Origin of the sequence: Pontibacter harenae, from assembly GCF_020907245.1 — a bacterium.
GTDB lineage: Bacteria > Bacteroidota > Bacteroidia > Cytophagales > Hymenobacteraceae > Pontibacter > Pontibacter harenae.
On record NZ_JAJJWH010000008.1, the window covers coordinates 131,812 to 153,325 of the forward strand.

The 21,514-nt window shown below is 45.6% G+C and carries 16 protein-coding genes; 9 read left to right on the plus strand and 7 right to left on the minus strand.

The window, feature by feature from the left end; translation table 11 throughout:
- Positions 1–92 precede the first annotated feature (92 nt).
- The 3 genes from LN893_RS06600 to LN893_RS06610 form a co-directional block, all read right to left on the minus strand.
- The gene (locus tag LN893_RS06600) at positions 93–911 is read right to left on the minus strand and encodes an aldo/keto reductase (RefSeq protein WP_229969007.1); all 819 of its coding nucleotides are present in this window, start codon (positions 909–911) and stop codon (positions 93–95) included.
- A gap of 59 nt (positions 912–970) precedes the next feature.
- Positions 971–1,420: a MarR family winged helix-turn-helix transcriptional regulator gene (locus LN893_RS06605; RefSeq protein WP_229969008.1), complete on the minus strand. Its 450-nt coding sequence runs from the start codon at positions 1,418–1,420 to the stop codon at positions 971–973.
- A gap of 499 nt (positions 1,421–1,919) precedes the next feature.
- Positions 1,920–3,179 (minus strand): M16 family metallopeptidase, encoded by a 1,260-nt coding sequence (locus LN893_RS06610; RefSeq protein WP_229969009.1) that lies wholly within the window; start codon positions 3,177–3,179, stop codon positions 1,920–1,922.
- A 234-nt stretch (positions 3,180–3,413) separates the two neighbouring features.
- Between LN893_RS06610 and LN893_RS06615 the strand changes: the two genes are divergently transcribed.
- From LN893_RS06615 to ytxJ, 3 genes are all read left to right on the plus strand, one after another.
- Positions 3,414–5,390 (plus strand): alpha-ketoacid dehydrogenase subunit alpha/beta, encoded by a 1,977-nt coding sequence (locus LN893_RS06615; RefSeq protein ID WP_229969010.1) that lies wholly within the window; start codon positions 3,414–3,416, stop codon positions 5,388–5,390.
- Positions 5,391–5,848: 458 nt separating this feature from the next.
- Positions 5,849–6,157, plus strand: a complete 309-nt coding sequence (locus tag LN893_RS06620; protein WP_229969011.1) for a hypothetical protein — start codon at positions 5,849–5,851, stop codon at positions 6,155–6,157.
- Positions 6,158–6,183: 26 nt separating this feature from the next.
- Positions 6,184–6,525: a bacillithiol system redox-active protein YtxJ gene (ytxJ, locus tag LN893_RS06625; RefSeq protein WP_229969012.1), complete on the plus strand. Its 342-nt coding sequence runs from the start codon at positions 6,184–6,186 to the stop codon at positions 6,523–6,525.
- On the opposite strand, the gene LN893_RS06630 is transcribed toward ytxJ, so the two are convergent.
- Positions 6,522–6,932: an OsmC family protein gene (locus LN893_RS06630; RefSeq protein WP_229969013.1), complete on the minus strand. Its 411-nt coding sequence runs from the start codon at positions 6,930–6,932 to the stop codon at positions 6,522–6,524. The two genes, ytxJ and LN893_RS06630, sit on opposite strands and share 4 nt — an antisense overlap.
- A 63-nt stretch (positions 6,933–6,995) precedes the next feature.
- Between LN893_RS06630 and LN893_RS06635 the strand changes: the two genes are divergently transcribed.
- From LN893_RS06635 to LN893_RS06655, 5 genes are all read left to right on the plus strand, one after another.
- On the plus strand, positions 6,996–7,736 hold the full coding sequence (locus LN893_RS06635) for a hypothetical protein (protein ID WP_229969014.1): 741 nt from the start codon (positions 6,996–6,998) through the stop codon (positions 7,734–7,736).
- Between the two features lie 195 nt (positions 7,737–7,931).
- Positions 7,932–8,843, plus strand: a complete 912-nt coding sequence (gene lipA, locus LN893_RS06640; protein WP_229969015.1) for a lipoyl synthase — start codon at positions 7,932–7,934, stop codon at positions 8,841–8,843.
- 420 nt (positions 8,844–9,263) lie between these two features.
- Entirely contained in the window at positions 9,264–13,310 is a 4,047-nt protein-coding gene (locus LN893_RS06645; RefSeq protein WP_229969016.1) for a PKD-like domain-containing protein, read from the plus strand.
- A gap of 31 nt (positions 13,311–13,341) precedes the next feature.
- Entirely contained in the window at positions 13,342–14,277 is a 936-nt protein-coding gene (locus LN893_RS06650) for a PorP/SprF family type IX secretion system membrane protein (RefSeq protein WP_229969017.1), read from the plus strand.
- Positions 14,278–14,294: 17 nt separating this feature from the next.
- Positions 14,295–16,280, plus strand: coding sequence for an OmpA family protein (locus LN893_RS06655; protein ID WP_229969018.1), 1,986 nt, complete (start codon positions 14,295–14,297; stop codon positions 16,278–16,280).
- A gap of 174 nt (positions 16,281–16,454) precedes the next feature.
- On the opposite strand, the gene LN893_RS06660 is transcribed toward LN893_RS06655, so the two are convergent.
- Positions 16,455–17,645 (minus strand): PQQ-dependent sugar dehydrogenase, encoded by a 1,191-nt coding sequence (locus tag LN893_RS06660; protein ID WP_229969019.1) that lies wholly within the window; start codon positions 17,643–17,645, stop codon positions 16,455–16,457.
- 171 nt (positions 17,646–17,816) lie between these two features.
- Here LN893_RS06660 and LN893_RS06665 point away from each other — a divergent pair, with 171 nt between their 5' ends.
- Positions 17,817–20,111 (plus strand): TonB-dependent receptor, encoded by a 2,295-nt coding sequence (locus tag LN893_RS06665; protein ID WP_229969020.1) that lies wholly within the window; start codon positions 17,817–17,819, stop codon positions 20,109–20,111.
- Positions 20,112–20,115: 4 nt separating this feature from the next.
- On the opposite strand, the gene LN893_RS06670 is transcribed toward LN893_RS06665, so the two are convergent.
- The gene (locus LN893_RS06670) at positions 20,116–20,739 is read right to left on the minus strand and encodes a DUF4136 domain-containing protein (protein ID WP_229969021.1); all 624 of its coding nucleotides are present in this window, start codon (positions 20,737–20,739) and stop codon (positions 20,116–20,118) included.
- Between the two features lie 101 nt (positions 20,740–20,840).
- Positions 20,841–21,227 (minus strand): hypothetical protein, encoded by a 387-nt coding sequence (locus LN893_RS06675; RefSeq protein ID WP_229969022.1) that lies wholly within the window; start codon positions 21,225–21,227, stop codon positions 20,841–20,843.
- Between the last annotated feature and the right edge of the window lie 287 nt (positions 21,228–21,514).

Below are 21,514 nucleotides of genomic sequence, written 5' to 3' on the forward strand. Positions count from 1 at the left end.
TTAAGTTTAAGAGTTAGAGATTTAGAAAGTTAGAAAGTGAATATTTCTAAATTCAATCAATCATTCGGTTATTCCGTTATTCAGAATTGGCTCTAGTCCCACTGAGGGGCGAAGCCAGGGTTTACTACGCGCAGGTTTTGCTCGCGCAGTTGGTTTATCTGGGCTACTTCTTCTGGCGTTAGCTCAAAATCGAATATATCAATGTTGGCCTGCATGTTTTTCTCTTTGGATGATCTTGGAATAGCCAGTACGTTCTCCTGCTGGATCAGCCAATTAAGCGCCACCTGAATTTCATTCTTACCATACTTCTCACCTATAGCTTTCAGTGTTTCATTGCCGATAATTTCACCTTGAGCAATGGGGCTATAAGCGGTAAGCGTGATATCTTTCGAACGCAGGTAGTCGTACAGTTTGCTCTGGTCCAGCAGCGGGTGGTATTCTACCTGGTTGGTAATGAGGTTAGCACCTGTGGCTAAAGCCTGCTCTACCAATTTTATAGGATGGTTGCTCACGCCAATATGCTTAGTATAGCCTTTCTCCTGTGCCTTTATCAGTTCGCCAATGTATTCTTCCAGCGGCACATCGGCGTTAGGCCAGTGTATCAGCAGCAGATCTACATAGTCGGTATCTAGCTTTTTCAGGCTTTGCTCTACCGATGGCAGAAAGCTTTGCTTGCCCAGGTTAGAAGGAAGTACTTTGGTGGTCAGAAACACCTTGTCGCGGCTAACGCCTGATGCTTTGATGCCTTTCCCTACGGCCTCTTCGTTCTGGTACATTTGTGCCGTATCTATATGAAGGTAGCCTGCGTTGATGGCAGCTTCCACCATGTGTGTCGCCTCAGATGGATTGAGTTGGAAAGTTCCAAAGCCTAAGGCGGGGATGGTAGCGCCTTTTATAGTTATGTTTTTCATTCGTTTCTATTTAAATGCTAGTACATTATTTGTGTATACAAATATTATGTTAAATTTTTTTAACCTCTCAGTTTATCAAGTAGGTTGCTTAGCAGAACTGCTTCGTCGTTGCTAAGGTTATGGAAGCGGGCATAAAGCCTCGGAAACTCATCATCTACCTGCTCTAGTTTCTTTACACCTTTTTCTGTTAATTTAACATCAATCATACGACGATTTTCTGCACAAATATCACGGGTAACATAGCCTTTTTCAATGAGTTTATCGATCAGGCGCGTTACATTAGAGTTGCGATCTACCATACGGCTTTGAATATCGCCGAAACAAACAGGCTTTGGGTGCTGCCCGCGCAGTATGCCCAGCACATTGTGCTGTTGCAGCGTAAGGCCCAGTTCCTTGTAAAAAGGCATAGCCTGCTGGTTCATCCAGTTGTTAGTAAACAACAGGTTCACGAACAGACGACGGTAATCATCTCCAAAATCCTTTTGCTTTATTTCGTCTTCTATGCGCATACTCTAAATTGTGGTGCAAAATTAAAGTTGTTATTTGTATATACAAATGTTAGGGAGAAAAAGTTTTATCAAGTTCGGATTAGGTGTCTCCATGCACGTAGTACGACTGTGATTAAGGAAGCTTTTAGAGAGGAACAAGCTACTTTCTGACGCTTTGCCGTTGTTGGTGTTTTACCAGCAACTAAACCTTGGCCAAAAAAGCTAAAACCTTGGTGGTATTCATATGCTTCAGATGTATGGAGGCTGTAGCGTCAGCAGGCGCAAAGCGGTTGTTGGTGAGAACACACAACAATGGTGGGAGTAACTACTTCTACAGTTATTTAAGTCTGCAGTTCTTTTGGACTTTCACGCTTAGGTTCATCTGTTAAGAGGGCAGGGATGTTAGAAACAGCGGCGAATGTGATTAAGATTGTTCAGCAACAGCCGCAAAAAATAAAAGGACAAAAGAAGGTGTAGAGCCACTTCCTTTGTCCTTTGTAAAAGTCTTTCACCTAAGCAATTATGCTTCTACAGCTTCCTCCTTCTTCTCCGCCTTATATAATAAGGTTGAGCAGTTATTGGGGTTAAGCACTTTTTTAGCGCAGCGCAAGATGTCTTCTGGCGTAACGGCTTGTACTTTCTCGCCTTCCTGGTTTACCAGGTTGGCATCGCCCAAAAGTTTGCTGTAGGCCAGGTTCATGGCGCGGTTCAGCAGTTCAATTTCTGAGAACACGATAACTGTCTCTGCCTGGTTTTTTACTTTGTTCAGTTCTTCCTCATCCACCAGCTTTTCCATAAACTCCTGGTTTATGGCTTCTATAGCAGCGTTAGCCTCTTCTAAGTCTACACCTTCGTTTAATTTGCCTTGTATGATCAGTAAGCCTTCTTCTATTGAGCCAGAAACAGAGGCAGAGATAGAATTGAACAGCTTTTGCTCTTTTACCAGGCGCTCGTACAGGCGGCTCGATTTGCCGCGGCCCAGCATGTCGCTGATCAGGTCTACGGCGTGGTAGTCTTCGTGCGTGCGGGCTGGCATGTGGTAAGCTTTGTAGATGGCGTTCAGCGGTACGTCGGCAGTTGTTTCCAGCACGCGCGGCTCCGTTTGCGCCGGCTCCCGCGGAATCTGGCGCACATACTTCTCGCCGGCAGGTATAGGGCCAAACCACTTCTCCGCCAGCTCCTTCACCTGCTCATAGGTCACGTTGCCTGCCACTACCAGTATAGCATTGCTTGGCGAGTAGTGCTTGCGGAAGAAAGCTTTTACAATATCCATGGTGGCATCTTCTATATGCGAAATTTCTTTGCCGATGGTGGCCCATTTGTAGGGGTGCTCCTTGTAAGCCAGCGGGCGCAGCTTTAGCCACACATCGCCGTAAGGCTGGTTCAGGTAGTTTTGCTTAAACTCCTCTACCACCACCTTGCGCTGCACTTCGAGGCCATTCTCGCTGAAGGCCAGCTCCAGCATACGGTCCGACTCCAGCCAAAAACCAGTTTCGATGTTCTGAGCTGGCAACGACAAGTAATAGTTTGTAATATCGGGGCTGGTGAAGGCGTTGTTTTCGCCGCCTACACGTTGTAGCGGTTCATCGTAAGACGGTATGTTTTTGGAACCACTAAACATCAGGTGCTCAAACAAGTGTGCAAAGCCAGTATGTTGCTCTTCTTCGTCGCGAGAGCCTACGTTGTACAGCAAATTCAGCACCGCCATCGGCGAAGAATGATCTTCGTGTACAACTACTTGCAAGCCATTATCAAGGGTAAATTCTTTAAAGTCTATCATATCTTTTTAAAAGGACACTAGACACAGGACTTTCTTGAACTAAAACTTGTAAGAAGCGGAATCTATGCTTCAGTGGACAGGTTCAGAAGAATTGTAAGTCCTGTGTCTTGTGTCTTGCGTCTTGCTACTTGTATCTTATTTCTTCAGTACAAAAGTATAAATTAGCGGGATAAATTTCAGGGGAACCGCTAATACAGTAACTTGCCCCATAATAACGCAAATTATCGCTTTAAGATGAATTTCAACCGCAAAGAATATACCGACGACGAACTTTTAACATTATACAGGGCAATTTTAAAGCCACGGATGATTGAGGAGCGCATGCTGGTGCTGCTGCGCCAGGGCAAAGTAACAAAGTGGTTTTCGGGTATAGGGCAGGAAGCAATATCGGTAGGCTCGGCTTTGGCGCTGGATGAAGATGAGTATATTCTGCCGCTGCACCGTAACCTGGGCGTGTTCACAAGCCGAAATGTGCCACTGGATAGATTGTTTGCACAGTTCCAGGGCAAGAAAACTGGTTTCACAAAAGGTAGGGATCGTTCTTTTCACTTTGGATCGAATGAGCATCATATCGTGGGCATGATTTCACACCTGGGGCCACAGTTGGCTGTAGCTGACGGCATAGCTTTGGCAGATCTGCTGGACCAGAAGGAAAAGGTAACACTGGTGTTTAGTGGCGACGGCGGTGCCAGCGAAGGCGATTTTCATGAGGCACTGAATGTGGCAGCGGTTTGGAAGCTGCCTGTTATTTTTCTGATTGAAAATAACGGTTACGGCTTGTCTACGCCTAACAATGAACAGTTCAAGTTCAAGCATTTTATAGATAAAGGACCAGCTTACGGTATAGATGCTCTGCAGATTGACGGCAACAATGTGCTAGAAGTGTACGACACTATCCGACAGGCCGCCTACAGTATCCGTAAGAACCCACGCCCCATGCTGATAGAGGCCGTTACCTTTAGGATGCGTGGGCACGAGGAAGCCAGCGGAACAAAGTACGTGCCGCAGGAGCTGTTCGAGAAGTGGGCGAAGAAGGACCCTGTAGAGACTTTCGAAAAATACCTGCTGGATGAGCTGGTGCTTACGCAGAAGGCGATGGAGAGTATAAAGGAGGAGATCGGAACAGAAATAGAAGAGGGGCTACAGGCTGCTTTTGCTGTCCCGATGCCAGAAGCTAACCGCGAAGAAGAGCTTGCCGATATGTACAAGCCTTTTGAGCAGGAGCTTGTGCCAGCTGCTGGCGCCAGAACGGAGCGACGTTTTGTAGATGCTATTTCGGATGCGCTGCGCCAAAGTATGGGGCGTTACCCAGAGTTAGTGCTGATGGGGCAGGACATTGCGGAGTATGGCGGTATATTCAAAGTAACTGAAGGTTTTGTAGATAAGTTTGGCAAAGACAGAGTACGAAACACACCGCTTTGTGAGTCGGCCATACTAGGCATTGGCTTGGGCATGTCGGTGCGTGGTAAGAAAAGCATGGTGGAAATGCAGTTCGCCGATTTTGTGAGTGCAGGTTTCAGCCAGATAGTAAATAACCTGGCCAAGAGCCACTACCGTTGGGGACAAAATGCTGATGTGGTGGTGCGTATGCCTACAGGCGCTGGTTCGGCTGCTGGCCCTTTCCACTCGCAGAGCAACGAAGCCTGGTTTTTCCATACGCCAGGTCTGAAAATTGTGTACCCGTCTTCGCCTTACGATGCCAAAGGCTTGCTGAATGCCGCCATCGAAGATCCGAATCCTGTGCTGTACTTCGAGCACAAGATGCTGTACCGCTCTATCTCCCAGGAAATTCCAGACGATTACTATACTATAGAAATAGGCAAGGCAAAGGTGGTGGCAGAAGGTACCGATCTTTCCATTGTTACCTACGGCATGGGTGTGCATTGGGCAAAACAGCTACAGCAGGAAATGCCAGAGGCGAGTTTCGAAATACTGGACCTGCGCTCGTTGCTGCCTTGGGACAAAGAAGCCGTGGCAAACACCGTAGGCAAAACAGGCCGCGTTATTGTGTTGCACGAAGATACCATGACAGGCGGTATAGGTGGCGAAATAGCAGCCTGGATCGGGGAGAACTGCTTTGAGAAACTGGATGGACCTGTAATGCGCGTGGCTAGTTTAGATACGGCCGTGCCGTTTGCGCCTCCACTAGAGCAGGAGTTTCTTCCAAAGCAGCGCCTGCGCGAGAAAGTGAAGGCTATACTTGCTTTTTAAGCTTTTAAGGCAGTAAATAGGTAAAATCTGTATATCAATTAAAAGCAAGTGTGGCATGTTTTTATGCAATACTTGCTTTTATACTTATATTTGAGTATTATTTTATTTAATCCATGTCTAGGGTGTGAGGTGTTGGAGTTTAGACGGTAGAGAGTTGCTCTGGATCAGTAGACAGTAATTGTCTTTTAAATGTTAGTTTATGCCAAAGGTCCGACAGCTCTTTCTGTTTTTATTATGCTTCGTAATTATCTGTAGCACAAGCTGTAATAGTAAACTGATTCCGTGCCCTAAGATTGGGGGTAAGAATAGTAGAACAGAGCTGGTAGGGCCTGGAGGACAGAAAATGCAAGGCGTAAAAGTGGCGGTTGATAAAAACGGCCTCGTCAAGAAAAAGAGATTGTTTAAGTAGAGTAACAAGCTTCAGGATTTTAAGTATAACCTGTAGGTGTTTTTTTAAGATGAATAACTTTTTAGCTGTTGTTTCTGATAAGTACTTGAAGTGGCTGGTAAGCCTGGCCGTGCTTTGTTGCCTGACAGTTTATTCGGCTGCGGCACAAACAACCTATACCGATGCCAAACAGCAAAGGAAGGAGCAAAAGCGGTTCTTGAGAGAGGCCCGAAAAGCAAAAGTTGATTATAAAGAAACTCATCTAGACCCCAATATGCTCGCTCTAAAAAGAGGAGAGGCTGACCCTAAACAGAAAGCTGCTGCTGAGCGAAAAAAGAGAAAAGCAAAGTCGAAGAAGCGACTTTTTAAGAAGAACTAAGAGAAAAAGCGTAGAAGATACTAAGTATGAACTGGCATCCGTTAACAAGTACAGAGCAATTAGATAATATTGTAGAAGAGTCGAAGAGCACGCCTGTGGTTATTTTTAAGCACAGCACATCGTGTTCTATTAGTGCCACGGCCAAAAGTAGGCTAGAGCGTCAGTGGGATGGAGCAGGCGTAGACAATGTAAAGCCTTACTATCTGGATTTACTTAGCTACAGGCCAATTTCAAACGAGATAGCCGAGGTGTTTAATGTTATGCACGAATCGCCACAGCTATTGCTCATACAAGATGGCATGTGTACTTACAATACATCTCATATGGGCATTAGCGTAGACGCATTCAAGAAAAAGCTGCAGGCTTAAGAGGCATACTCGAAAGAGATGTTCTGCTTTACGTCTGGGTGAAGGCTAAGCGCTACAGGACAGGTTTTGGCTGCATTCTCTAACATGGCCTTCTCCTTATCGGTATAGGCGCGTGCAGGCATTTTAAAGTTTAAGATTATCTCACTGATTCGGCGTGGATCTGCAGACATTATTTTTGTAATGTCTATTTCCATGCCCTCAATGTCTATGTTGCTTCGGTTAGCTACAATGCCCATAATGGTCATCATGCAGCTGCCGAGCGCGGCGCTAACAAGGTCGGTTGGGGAGAATGCTTCACCCTTGCCATTGTTGTCTATAGGGGCATCGGTAATGATAGTGTTGCCAGATGCAAGGTGTTGGGCAGAAGTACGTAAATTGCCTTGGTAGGTGCTGTGAATTGTAGCCATAGTCATAGTTTTATTAACAGCGTGAATTTAAGTAGATTTAAGCACAATATAAATTAATAGAGAGTGGTAAGATATCTTGCTTTCGCTATGCTTGTGGCCTTAAGTGCCATCGTGCCTGCGGCTGCACAATCTGTTGATGAAGATAACTTCAATAACGAGTTAAGTTACGGTATAAACCTTAACTCGAATGGAGGACTCATTGGCGGAGCCTTTGTGCGTTCTTCTTTTTTTGTAAGCAATGGGATGTACCAGTTCGGTGCTTTGGAAATTGTGGAGGTAAAACACCCAAAGGAGTACAGATGGTACAGCACGCAAACAGGCGATTCATTCATCGACGGAAAACAGAACTATCTTTTTGTGTTAAGGCCACACTACGGCAGAGAACTTGTGCTCTTCCGTAAAGCTGCTGAGTCGGGAGTGCAAGTAAATGCTATTGGTGCCATAGGTCCCTCCATTGGTTTGCTTGTTCCTTATTACATCCGCTACAGCAATGCGCAACGAGGGCAGCAGGGTACTTTTGATGTAACCACTGAGCCTTACGATCCTACTGTTCATAACAGAGATTATATACAAGGCAATGCCAGCGTATTTACAGGTTTAGGAGAGGCTAGCATAAATCCTGGGCTACATGCAAAAGCAGGGCTCAGCTTTGAATACGGCCGCTACCAGGAAAGTATAGCGGGTATAGAGGTTGGCTTTCTGTATGAGCAATACATGAAGGAGCTTATCATCATTCCGAATGCTGAAAACGCAAGCGGGTTCTTTTCTGTTTATCTTAACATCTACTACGGCCGCCGTAAGTAGCATTTCAAACTTTTGTAGGCTGTTTATTGTTGCTATACCAGTTGAGCGATAAGTGTGCCTGTATCTTGCCTCTGGTTAGGCTCTTGTGCTGTTTAGGTACAAGAGTGGCCATTTCTGTATAGTTGAGCTGTGTTGCCTCCACGTTTTATTGCACAACTGCTAAAGTCTTAAACTTTAACTTGCTATCTTTGCAACATGGATGAATTATTAACGCTTCCAGTTATTCAGCCTAATGCTACACCAGAAGGTTTAGATGCATTTGGCAGGCCACGCAAGCCAAATTGGCTGCGCGTAAAACTGCCAGTAGGCAAAGAATACGCTAAAGTAAGAAGCATTGTAGAAGAATATAAGCTGCACACAATTTGTGAGAGCGGCAATTGCCCTAATATGGGCGAGTGTTGGGGAGCTGGTACAGCCACCTTCATGATCTTAGGAAATGTATGCACGCGTAGCTGCTCATTTTGTGCTGTTGCCACAGGCAGGCCAAACGAGTACGATACCGATGAACCTCGCCGGGTAGCAGAGGCTATCAGGCTGATGGGCGTAAAGCATGCGGTAATAACTTCGGTAAACCGTGATGAGCTGAAAGACCGCGGTGCTGCCATTTGGCATGAAACGGTTGTGCAGGTAAAAGAGCAGTCTCCTACTACTACCATCGAAACCCTTATACCAGATGTTAAGGCTAATTGGGATGCCCTAATAACCATGATATCTCCTGGTCAGGAAGTGGTGTCGCACAACATGGAGACGGTAAAAGAACTTTACCGTCGTGTTCGCCCGCAGGCCAAATACGAGCGTAGCTTAGAGCAGATTCGCCGTACTAAAGAGTATGGGCAGCGTACTAAAACAGGTATTATGCTTGGACTTGGCGAAACAAAAGAGCAGGTGTACCAGGCGATGGATGATTTAGCAGCTAATGGTTGTGATATTTTAACACTGGGTCAATACCTGCAGCCAACTAAGATGCACCTGGAAGTAGCCGAATTTATACACCCAGATCTTTTTGAGCACTACAGAGAAGAAGGTCTTAGAAGAGGTATAAAATATGTTGAGTCTGGGCCTTTGGTTCGTTCATCTTACCATGCAGAGCGCCACGTAAACGTTTAACAGAATTTTTAATCTAAACAAAAAAGCCCCGATGCAGTAACTGCATCGGGGCTTTTTTGTTTAGGAATTATTGTACAGAGCACAAGCTGCTCAAAACAGACACAACTTGAATTATAAAGCCTTTATCATTAAATATTGGCGTCTTACTATAAAAAAAGTCCCTTTCGCTTCAATAGGTAATTTTAAGATTATAACAATTATTTTAACTAAGCCTATTCTTGTGCCTAAATATAGCTAGTTTTAGATATTTTATTAAAATAGTAATTAACATATATATTGATGCTGTTCTATAGTAATTCATATTAATTTATATATAAGCCACAACCTATTTGTTTGTTTTAAGTAAATGGAATTGTTCAATATTTATATGCTTATACATATATATTGAAATTAAGCGTTAATTTATTACACAATAGGTATATGAATAAAGTTTTACTGCTCATCTGTTTTATACTGGCAGGCAGCACCACCCTTAGCTTTGCACAGTCAGATCCAATATTAGGCAGAGCTTCTAGTTTTGGAATATTAGCTTCTACAGAAGTAAACAATACTACTACTGAAACCTCGGGAGTTGAAGGGAACTTAGGTATTTATCCTGGCGAGGTTATCAATGGAGAAGAGAAGCTTTACGTCTCTGGGCGCAAGGAAAGAGCAAATGAGTTTACAAAAACGGCGCAGCTGCATGCCAGAAACGCTTATAACTCTTTAAGAAACCTGCCTAGAACAAGCAGCCTTAGCCCAGCCCTAGGCAAAGGCCAAACCATTAAACCAGGTGTTTATCATATCGATGGTGATGCAACACTAAATGGTGTTTTGGTTTTGGACGGTGAAGGAGACATTAATTCCAAGTTTATTTTTATCATCGACGGTAGCTTTAACACAACATCTCCGTCGCTGCCAAACCCTACACCAAGCCTGGTGTCACAAAAGGGAGCAGAGGCCAAAAACGTTTATTGGGTTGTTCAGAATGAAGTTGGCATTGGGGTCTCTACCTCATTTGTCGGTAACATTATCGCGCAAAATAACATCACGCTTAATAGAGGTGCCAATCTTGAAGGCAGGGCAATATCTCTTACAGGTAGCGTTAACCTGAACTTCAACACAGTTTACTTGCCTATAGTTATCGAATCTGACCTTTCTATCTCTAAGGCGGTTGATAACAAAGAACCAGAGTTAGGAACTAACATTGTTTATACAATCACTACAACAAACAAAGGTCCAGGTGCAGCCTTTGGTGTTGTAGTGAAAGAAAACATACCAGCAGGACTAGAGTTTATTAGTGCTGCACCACAAAAAGGAACCTTCGACCTGGAGACACAAACCTGGACAATTGGAGAGCTGGCAAACCAGGAGGTAGTTAAAATGAGCATCGTGTTCAGAGTAACAAGATCTGGTGCCATAAATAACACGGTAGATTTGGGCAGCGACAACCCAGATCCAAACCCGAGTGATAACAACGACGCTGATCCAGTGCAGGTGCCAGTTGTGTATTCTAACTTAAAGATTAGTAAAGTAGCTGATAACAAAGCACCTACCATAGGTACACAGATAGCCTACACGATAACAGCAAGAAATGAAGGCCCAGGACATGCTTTTGGTGTTACAGTTAAAGAAAACGTACCTAACGGGCTCGAATACATAAGTGCCACAACTGGAAAAGGGAGCTTTGATCCAACCACAAATATCTGGACTGTTGGAGAACTAGCCGACCAGGAGGAAGTAACCATGACCATCATTTTTAGAGTGATGATACCAGGTGCTATAAGAAACACGGTTGTAATTGATGGTGAAAACCCCGATCCAGACCCTACAGACAACGAAGAAGAGGCGCCTGTTGATGTGCCTGAAATATCCTCAGACCTGAGCGTAACAAAAACAGCCAGCGAAGGTCCGCATTTGGTTGGTGATGAAGTTACTTATACTATAGTAGCAACAAACACAGGACCTTATGCTTCTTCTAATGTGTTGGTAACAGAGCAGTTTCCTTCTGCTTTGGGGTTTGTAAGTGCCTCTACTGAAAAAGGAACTTACAACGAGCAGGAGCACCAGTGGCAGGTTGGAGGACTGGCAAATGGCGAGTCGGCTACTCTAACAGTAGTCTTCAAAGTGTTGGCTGCAGGAAACATTAAAAATGCTGTGGCGATAGGCGGCGAAAACCCAGACCCTAACCCATCAGATAATGAAGAGGAAGAGCCTATTGATGTGCCAGAGCAGTCTGCTAACCTGAGTGTAACTAAAACAGCCAGTGCTGGACCTTTTAAAGTAGGCAGCGAGGTAATTTATACTATAGTTGCTAAAAACGACGGGCCTTATGCCGCTACAGGTGTAACGGTGCAGGAGCAGTTCCCAGCAGATGCGCTTGAGTTTGTAAGTGCTTCGACCGAGAAAGGAGCTTTCAACACAAGCACTAACACTTGGGAAATAGGTACAATGGCCAACGGCGAGGCGGCTACTTTAGCTATAACATTCAAGATTAAAGACTTTGGTAACCTGAAAAATATAGTTGTGATAGGTGACGATGGTAACAACCCTGACCCAGATCCGACAGATAACGAAGGGGAGGAGCCGATAGATGTGCCACAGCCTGTATACAACCTTAGTGTAAGCAAAACAGCAGGTGCGGGTCCGTATTTAATCGGGCAGCAGGTAACCTATAAGATTATAGCCAGCAACCAGGGTCCTGACGCTGCCAGAGGCGTGAAGGTACAGGAGCAGTTCCCCTCAGCTTTGGAGTTTGTTAGTGCCTCTACCGAGAAAGGCGCCTTTAACGAAGCTACTAGCGAGTGGGAGATAGGAGATATGGCTAACGGTGAGACAGTAGAACTTGCAGTTACCTTTAACATAGTAGCGGCAGGCAATATCAAAAACATCGTTGTAATTGGCGGAGAAGACACAGACCCTGATCCTTCGGACAACGAGGAAGAAGAGCCTATAGATGTGCCAGAAGTTTCGTCTGACCTAAGCGTAACAAAAACAGCCAGCGCAGGTCCGCACCTGGTGGGCGAGTTGGTAACTTATACCATCGTAGCTAAAAACAACGGCCCTTATGCCACAACAGATGCATGGGTACAGGAACAGTTCCCTGCTACTTTAGGCTTCGTTAGCGCCTCCACACAAAAAGGCACTTATAACGCACAGGAGCATAAGTGGGAAATTGGTGCTATGGCCAACGGTGAGACAGCCGAACTTATAGTTATATTCAGAATACTGGCAGCAGGTAATATTAGAAACGCCGTGGCTGTAGGCAGTGAGAATCCAGACCCTAACCCAGGCGATAACGAAGAAGAAGAACCTATAGATGTGCCTGAAAAGGCTGCCAACCTGAGCGTACGCAAAAAGGTTGCAGCAGGCCCATACAAGGTAGGCAACGAGGTAGCGTATACCATAGAAGTTGAAAACAAAGGTCCTTATGCAGCCACAGGTGTAACAGTACAAGAGCAATTTCCTGCAGATGCATTAGAATTTATTCGTGCCTCAACACAAAAAGGATCCTTCAACACAACCACAAACATGTGGCAAGTAGGAGAAATGGCTAATGGCGAAACAGCTACGCTAACAGTGGTCTTTCGGGTGAAGCGCTCAGGCAACATCAACAACATTGTAGTAGTTGAGGACGATGGCGAGAACCCAGATCCAGACCCAACAGATAACGAAGAGGAAGAGCCGATAGATGTGCCATGCGATGCCCCAGCTGTACCAAACGCTATTGCAGGACCAGAAAGTACTTGTACAGGAACAGAAACGCTTACCTATAGTATAGAGGCGGTTGCAGGAGCTTCAAACTACGTTTGGACCGTGCCTGCAGGCTGGGAGATACTTTCTGGGGAAGGAACGATTAGTATTACTGTAAAGCCTGGAGCAAACGGAGGCACTGTTACAGTTGCTTCGGAGAATACCTGTAACACCAGCAGTACGGCTGCTATATCTGTAAATATTGTAACGCCACCAGCAACTGTCAATCCTATTATAGATAACAGCAGTGTCTGCAACGGCCTAACTTATAGTGTAGAGCCAGTAGCAGGAGCTACTTCTTATACTTGGCTAGTACCAACGGGCTTCAGCATAGTAGCTGGCCAGGGTACCACAACTGTTATCATAAAAGCAGATAATCCTGATGCGAAAGGGGAGGTAACGGTTATACCTAACAATGCAAACTGTGCTGGCCCTGCCGCAAGCGCCACTATAGATGTGTCTTTAGAGAAAGGTGATCTAAATTTCCCGAAAGCCTTTAGCCCTAACGGGGATGGCACTAACGACACCTGGTTTGTGACGAACCTGGAGAAGTACTCAGAAAATGAAATAGTGATTTTTAACCGCTGGGGATCTGAGGTATACAAGCGCAAGAACTACAAGAACGACTGGAGTGGCAACGGTTTGGAGCAGGGTACCTACTTCTACAAAGCCAGAGTAAAACTTTGCGACGGTGTCATGAAAGAGTACTCAGGTTATGTAACGCTGTTCCGCTAAGCACTTAACGATAATAGAAAATAAAGTTAATATGAAAGTATTATATACACTGCTGGCCCTGTTGCTAACCTTCGCGGCTAGTGCCCAGCAAAACCCACAGTACTCGCAGTACATCTTTAACAGTATGGTCATCAATCCTGCCTATACTGGTAGCAAGAATGTACTTAACCTAAACGCTTTCCACCGCTCCCAGTGGGTTGGTTTGGAAGGTGCACCAACTACACAGTCTCTGGCCTTGGATGGCATCGTGGCCAGCAACCGCCTGGGGTTAGGCTTGCAACTGACTCGTGACCAAATCGGGGCGCAGACAAACACGGCGGCTTATGCCAATGCAGCTGTTAAACTACCAGTAAGTGCAGCAGGTGTGCTAAGCCTTGGAATAGCCTTAGGAGCAGTGCAAAACACTTTTGATGGTGCTAAGTTAGGCATCACAAACGATCCTTCTATACCATCAGGCAAGGAGGTTAACCTGAAGACCGATGTAAAAATTGGTATGTATTTCCACAACGACCGCTTTTATGCAGGCGTGTCTGCATCAGATCTGATACAATATAAAGACATGCAGCAGGTAGAACCCGAACGCCACTATTTCTTTACGGCAGGTTATGTATTCGATGTCAGCAGCTTTGTTAAGTTCAAGCCAAGTATACTCGTGAAGGAAGATTTTCATGCACCTGCCAACCTAGATGTTAACGGCTTTGTACTGCTGGGCGACAAACTATGGTTAGGTGGCTCTTACCGTACCAGTGTAAATGTGTTCAACAAAAACCCAGAGGAGCCTGATGTGCGAAAGCGTACGGCGGCGGCTCTTATTGCTGAACTGCAGGTAAGCAAGGCGCTGCGAGTAGGTTACTCATTCGACCAGATGCTGAACGATATGAATGGTGTTAACACACACGAAGTTTCAGTTGGTTATTACTTCTTCAAGAAGAAGGATACGAAGATGATGACGCCTCAATATTTTTAATACAAGTCCCTTAGCATATGAAACTTAAAAATATACCCTTATACATAGTAGTTGCAGCCACACTAGGCCTGGCCCCAGCGGCACGGGCGCAGTCGGAGTTGCGAAAAGCAGATAAGCATTACGAGAACCTGGAGTTTGCGCTGGCCCTGGAACAGTATCAGAAAGGCCTGAAAAAAGCAAAGCGCCAGCCTGATGTTCAGACGCTGCAGCGCATTGCAGATTCTTACCGCCTTACCCGCCAAAGCGAGAGAGCCGAGGTATGGTATGCCAAAGTAATAGGCATGCAAGGCCGAGATCCGATGGCTATTTATCATTATGCAGAAGCTTTGCGCAGCAACGGCAAGCACGAGGAGGCCAAAGTCTATTTTATGCTGTGGGGCGAGGAGGTACCAACCATGGAAGAGCGTGCACAGCAATTGGTTAAAGCCTGTGATGTGTCTATGGCCTGGATGGAGAAGCTTCCTGTAGCAGAAGTAGAGCCACTGCAAAACCTAAATTATGCCAGCTCCTCAGACTTTAGCCCGATGCAGTACGGTCGCGGTATTATATTTACATCAGACCGTGGGGTAGGTACCGATAAAAAGAAGGATATATACGGATGGACGGGCCGTCCTTATTTACAGCTTTACACAGCAGAGCAGGATGTAAAAGGTAACTGGAGCGCACCAGTGCCTGTGCAGGAAGTTATAAATGATCAGTATCATAATGCAACAGCCTCGACGACAGATAACGGCAAAACGATCTACTTTACAAGAACACACCTGGTAGAGAAGCGCAAAAAAGGTAATATGGACCCTACAAGTTGGGTAAAGGAGCCAGAAATAAAAGAATATATGAACCGTCTGGAAATCTATTCTGCTCAGAAAGACGGTCATTCCTGGAGTAATATTCAGCCTTTTGCTTTCAACGATGTAGAAGAATACTCTGTCGGGCATCCTGCCTTATCACCAGATGGAAAGGTAATGTACTTTGCTTCGGATATGCCAGGAGGTATGGGTGAAACAGATATTTACTACACCCTGCGCCAGGAAGATGGCAGCTGGGGAGAACCTATAAATGCTGGCTTAACGATCAATACTGAGGGCCGCGAGAGCTTTCCTTACATAGATAGCGAGGGGCAACTGTTCTTTGCCTCTGACGGCCATATTGGCTTCGGCGGCTTAGATATCTTTTCAGCAAAAGGCAGCTTAGGTAAGTGGGAAAGTGTAAAAAATCTTGGCTACCCTATCAACACCCCCAAAAACGACTACGGTATCATGTTTACAGAGGCAGGTGCAAAAGGCCTGCTGTCTTCAAACCGAGACGCCGCAAACGGCACCGACGACATTTATACCTTTAATATGCTGAAGAAGCCTGTGGTGCTGGCAGTTACTACCTTGGAGCGTAAGCAGAACGCAGAGAAACGAAACATAGAACTGCCTTTGCCTAAGGTACGCTTGGTGGTGAAAGAGAAAAGCCAAAGCGAACCAGCTTCGGTGTTGTCGGATGCGAAGGGAGAATACTTTATGAATGCGCGTGTAGGCGATAGCTTCACTTTCTTTGGCTCTAAAGATGGCTACTTAAATCAGCAGGCAGTTACAAACATACCAGAAACAGCAAACGATACTGTATCAGTGGCGCTGCTCTTCGACAAGAACGAAGTGGAAAGAGTAATTGTGCTGGAAAACATCTACTATGACCTTGACAAGTGGGACATTAGAACAGATGCGGCTAAAGAATTAGATAAACTGGTAGTAATGCTTAAAAGCAACCCAAGTGTGAACATAGAAATGGGAGCCCACACCGACAGTCGCGAAAGCTATAAGTATAACCAAGAGCTTTCTGATAAAAGAGCGCAGGCAGCGGTGGATTACCTGGTGTCGCAAGGTGTAGACAGAAGCAGGCTAAGAGCCAGAGGCTACGGCAAAACCAGGCTTATAAATGGCTGTGGCGAAGGTGTGGTTTGCTCTGAAGAAGATCATCAGCTGAACCGCCGTACGGAATTTAAGATTATCAAAAATTGATATAAAACCTCCTTAGCTTTCATAGTTTATAAAGGCTCCGCAGTTTCTGCAGGAGCTTTTTTACTTGTTAACAGGTTTATGCAGCCAAGGCACAAGCTTATGCAGCAGTGTAGAAACAAAACAGGAGTGCCTTAGAAGGCACTCCTGTTTTGTTTTAACAACTGAGAAGGTTTTTTAGCGGTTGCCTGTGTAGGCTACGCGGTAAACTACACCGTTGTCATCATCAGAAACAAGTATAGAGCCATCTTTGTACTGGGCCAGACCTACTACACGGCCAAACTCCTCTTTGTTGTTATTAACCAAGAAGCCAGTTACGAAATCTTCTATTTTGCTAGGCTTTCCGTTTTCGAACCTTACCCGTATCACCTTATAACCAACGGGTTCACTGCGGTTCCAGGAGCCGTGCAGTGTTACCAATGCATCGCCTCTGTACTCCTGCGGAAACTGAGAGCCATTGTAGAAAACAAAATCCATCGGAGCACTGTGAGCATCATAAAGTAGCTCTGGAAATTCTGTCTGCTTGGCGTACTCTTCCCAAGTCATGCCTTTTGGCGGCTCGTCGGCCAGGTTCGGTTTTCCATTCTCGAATACATAAGGCCAGCCATAGTTGCCGCCTTCTGTAATTCTGTTCAGTTCTTCTTTCTGTGTTTCGTCGCCGAGCCAGTCTATACCATGGTCAAAGCCATAAAGGGCCTTCGACTGCGGGTGCCAGTCAAAGCCGATCATGTTGCGCAAGCCCGTGGCGTAAATACGACGACCGCTGCCGTCGGGCTTCATCTGCACCAGTGTAGCGTTCTCCTTGTGTGTCTCTTCGCAAGCGTTGCAGGTGCTGCCAACCGATACGTACAGCATACCATCTGGCCCGAATTCAATAGAGCGGTTGGCGTGCTGGCCGCCTTCCGGAAAGCCTTTGGCTATTTCTTTCAACTGGCCAAGGCTACCGTCTTTGCTTATATCCGCTGTGTAAATTTCGTTCACCGTCATCAGGTAAACTTTGTTGTTGCGGATAGCGATACCGTGCATCTGGTCTTTAGTGGCTACCACCTTTTGCTGATCAGCTTTGCCATCGTTGTTGGTATCGCGCAGCATGGTTACAGTGCCTTTGTCTCTGTCGGTAACATACACAGTACCGTCGGTGTGCACAGCCAGCATGCGGGGCTTGTTCAGGTTTTCGGCAAATTTTGTGACGGTAAAGCCTGCAGGTACTTTTAGCTGGCGTACCCGCGCATCGGTGGCGGGCACCTTAACAGGTTTGTAAATATGGCCTTCCATGGAAGTGGCAATAGGCTCCTGGCTGTTTTGCGCATTTGCTGTGGAGAATGCGGCCATCAGACCTAATGCCAAAAGAGTGGTTTTAATTTTCATAGCGTTGTTTTGGTTGTAATTTGCAAGTCTGTAGCGCTTACATCATATTTTTAACTTTAAAACTGTATGAAATGTTTTTTAAGGGTGGAATCTTGGGGGACTATCCTACATTGTTTGACTTTTTCCTAACCAAATGGAAACACTACCCGTTGTTTCAACTTTAACTTCTATATGAAATCACTATCTTTTAAGTATACCCTTTCTTTTCTTTTGTGCCTACTGATGCCGCAGCTTTTGTTGGCGCAACTGTTGGTAGCAGGGCAGGTAATAGATGCCAAAAGTCAGCTGCCGTTAAATGGTGTAACCATAACAGCTAACACAGGCGAACAGAGCATAAGTAATGCGGCAGGCGAGTTTAGTATGCAGGTTGCTGAGGCGGCTTCCGCTATAACAGTGGTGCATCTTGGCTATACGTCTAGCAGTGTTGTACTAAGAGCTGGTAACAGAACAAACTTGCGCATTTTATTGCAGCCATCAGCAGCTAGCTTGCAGGAGGTAGTGGTGACAGGCTACGAAAGTAACCGTCCTCTATTGGAAACAGCAGGGGCGATCAGTATTCTGAGCGATGAAGAAATTAGGCGCTTCGATGAGCGTTCTTTGGTGCGTGCCGTGAACACTGTGCCTGGCGTACGAATGGATGAACGCGCTCCCGCTAGCTACCGCATCTCCATCAGGGGTAGCACCTTGCGCTCACCGTATGGCGTCAGAAACGTGAAGATGTACTTTAACGGCATTCCGCTAACTGAGGCAAACGGCACTACAGCGCTAAATTTATTAGATGCTTCGAACATCGGAAATATTGAGATTCTGAAAGGGCCAACCGCCAGTATTTACGGAGCAGGTACAGGAGGGACTATCTTGCTAGAACCAAAACGTGCTAACGTGGGCGAACAGCAGGTACAAGTAGGAGCCACCGCTGGTTCGTATGGGTTCAGGCGTTATACTGCCACAGCCAGCAGCGGTACAGAGAAAAGCAATGTGCTGGTGCAGTATTCGCGCCAGCAGTACGACGGTTACCGGGAGCAATCGGCGGTAGATAGGCAGGTGCTACTTATTTCTCCTGAATTTTATATATCTGATAAACAAACCATTGCTGCCAATATTATCTACACAGATTTATACTACGAGCTGCCAGGAGGCTTAACGCAGGAACAGTTCGAAGAGAACCCAAGGCAGGCAAGAGGCGGTATGTTTGGAAGTGTGCGTCAAAATGCCTCTATGAACCAGGATGGTCTTAACATCGGCCTAAAGCATGAGTACAAGTTCAGTGATGATTGGAGCAATACTACGTCGCTTTATACAATAAGCAGAGCCATTGATCATCCTTTTAACACAGATTATGAACGTAATACAAACCAGGAAGTAGGCGGGCGTACCAGCTTTATGCACCGTAGCCACATTGGCAGCTTGCCCACCACGTATACTTTTGGGGGAGAATACCAGCGAGGTTTTCAGGCTTCCCGCACCTACGACAACAACCAGGGCAGACCAGACAGCTTGCGAACCGACGATGAGGTAACAGCCAAGACAGGTTTTGTATTCGGGCAGGCAGAATTGGAATTGCCGCAGGAATTTATACTTACGCTGGCCATGAGCTTGAACGATACCAGGTACGAATTTACACGCCTAAAGCAGGTAACAGGGCAGGGGGCGTACGAGTATAACCGAAACTTTGAGGCTGTATTTTCGCCCAGGGTGGCTTTGCTGAAAAAACTAACCGATAAGGTTTCTGCATATGCCAGCGTTAGCTCTGGTTTCTCGCCACCTACTGAAGAAGAAATTTTAACATCCAATGGCGTTTTAAACGAGGTGTTGGAAGCCGAAAAGGGCACAAACTATGAAGTTGGGGTTAGAGGCTATGCATTAAACAACAGGCTAAGCTTTGATGTTGTTGGCTTTTACTTCCGTCTGAGCGAAACCATCGTGAGCCGCCAGGACATATCCAGTGTGGCTGTTTTCAGAAATGTAGGCTCTACTTCCCAAAAAGGAGTTGAAACGGCTGTGAGCTATAATTTCTTGCGTAACCCTGTAGGGCAGTTAAGAGAACTAAAGCTGTGGGGCAGCTACACCTATAACTACTTCAGATTTAAAGAATACCAGCGCGACGGAGAAGACTTTTCTGGGAACAGGCTTACTGGTATAGCTCCACATACTGCAACGGCTGGACTAGATTTGGCAACACAGCTGGGCTTATACCTAAACGTTACGGTTAATTATGTAGATGAAATTCCGCTTACCGATGAAAATACTGTTTTTGCAGACGAATACTTGGTTTTAGGAGCAAGAGCAGGATTCCGTAGAACGCTAGGCAGGCATTGGGGCCTTGAAGTTTTTGCTGGTGCCGATAACCTGACGGATCAGAAGTATAGCTTGGGCAACGATGTAAATGCTTTTGGTAATCGCTTCTTCCAGCCAGCCCCAAACCGAAATTACTATGGAGGGTTAACGTTGCAGTACAGACTTTAACTGCTCAGCGCAAAAGGCGCTGGGTTGAAGTAGGCGGTGGGTACTGGGCCATTATACTGGCCACCACACGGCTTATAGTGCCCTCTTTTATATCTAAAGGGTCTATAACGCTCACTGCCCATCCGCGCCATACCACCTCGTTTGTATCGGGGTCAATCAAATCTATTACAAGCGTGCCTAAAGCATAATCGCTTATGCGCTGAAAGTCGGGCAGGTTTGTAAAGCCATAGTCGTAGCGGTAGCCGTACCAGTAGCTGTAGCCATATCCAAAGCCTGGAGCATAAGCCGCCTCGTTAATCGGTTGCTGCGGTGGGTCCAGTGCTATATCATAAGCAATCATCAAATCAGGGGTTTCGCCTACGTCGGCTGGTCGTAAGCCATCTCGTACCAGTTCAGTTGCAACAGCTGCTTTCACCATCTGGTCGAGCAGAGGACTATAGTTTGTGTTTACAGTATCTGGTGAGGCTTGAATGCCACACCATCCAAAATTCTGATAAGACTGGAAAACGGCGGTATGGTCGAAGCTGTTACGCGTATCCAGAATAGCGCAACCTGTTGTAAGGGCTATGCTACATATCAGGAAAAGCAGGTGAATAACCTTTGTAAATAAGCGAGAGGTAATCGGCATGTTTCTGTTCTGTGTTGGCAATACAAACCTGTGTTGTAGGTTTTATACGCTGGAGCAGGCTCTATGGCTGCTTTTGATGTAACACAGAACGCTGGCTGGTCTTAACGGCGCTTTCGGCGGCTAATACTTTGCTGTACTAAAACTTGATTTGCCACCCATTCTTCCAGCTCTTCTGTCATGCTTTTGGCTGAAGTTATGGTGTTCAAAGTTGAAATAAGAGAAGCATTATGAGGATTCAAATTGTTCTCAATGCCTGGTAGCTGATTTAACGAGGGCTTGCCTGCTGGTGGGTTAGCAGTAACTGAAACTGTGCTTTTTGTTATAGTTTCGTTGTCATTTGCATGATTACCCGCAGTAGCTGCTATTGCTGTAGAAGTAATGGTATTGGCGGTATGTATAGCTAAACTACCAACCGATGATACCTGTGCTGTTGCATACTGTGTGGTAGAGGCTGCAACTATAAATAAAAGCAGTATCAATTTCTTCATACTATATGATTGATAGTGAATATTTGCTCCTGTAAAGGGTTGCAAAAGTAAGCCTTATATCTATAAAACCAAATATATTATTACTTGAATTATCAAGTTTTGTATTGAATACAGTATGTTGAAGCTGCTGGTTTAGCTGTATTGTTATATTATTGATAGCTGATAGTGCTGTGTTTAGTTTTTAGAGGCAGGATGTGCTAAAAAAGTGTGCAATTATTTTGATTTCACTCCAATGTTAAAGTATTTGGTAGTCCTACAGAAGTAATGATGGCATAACAAAAAAGACC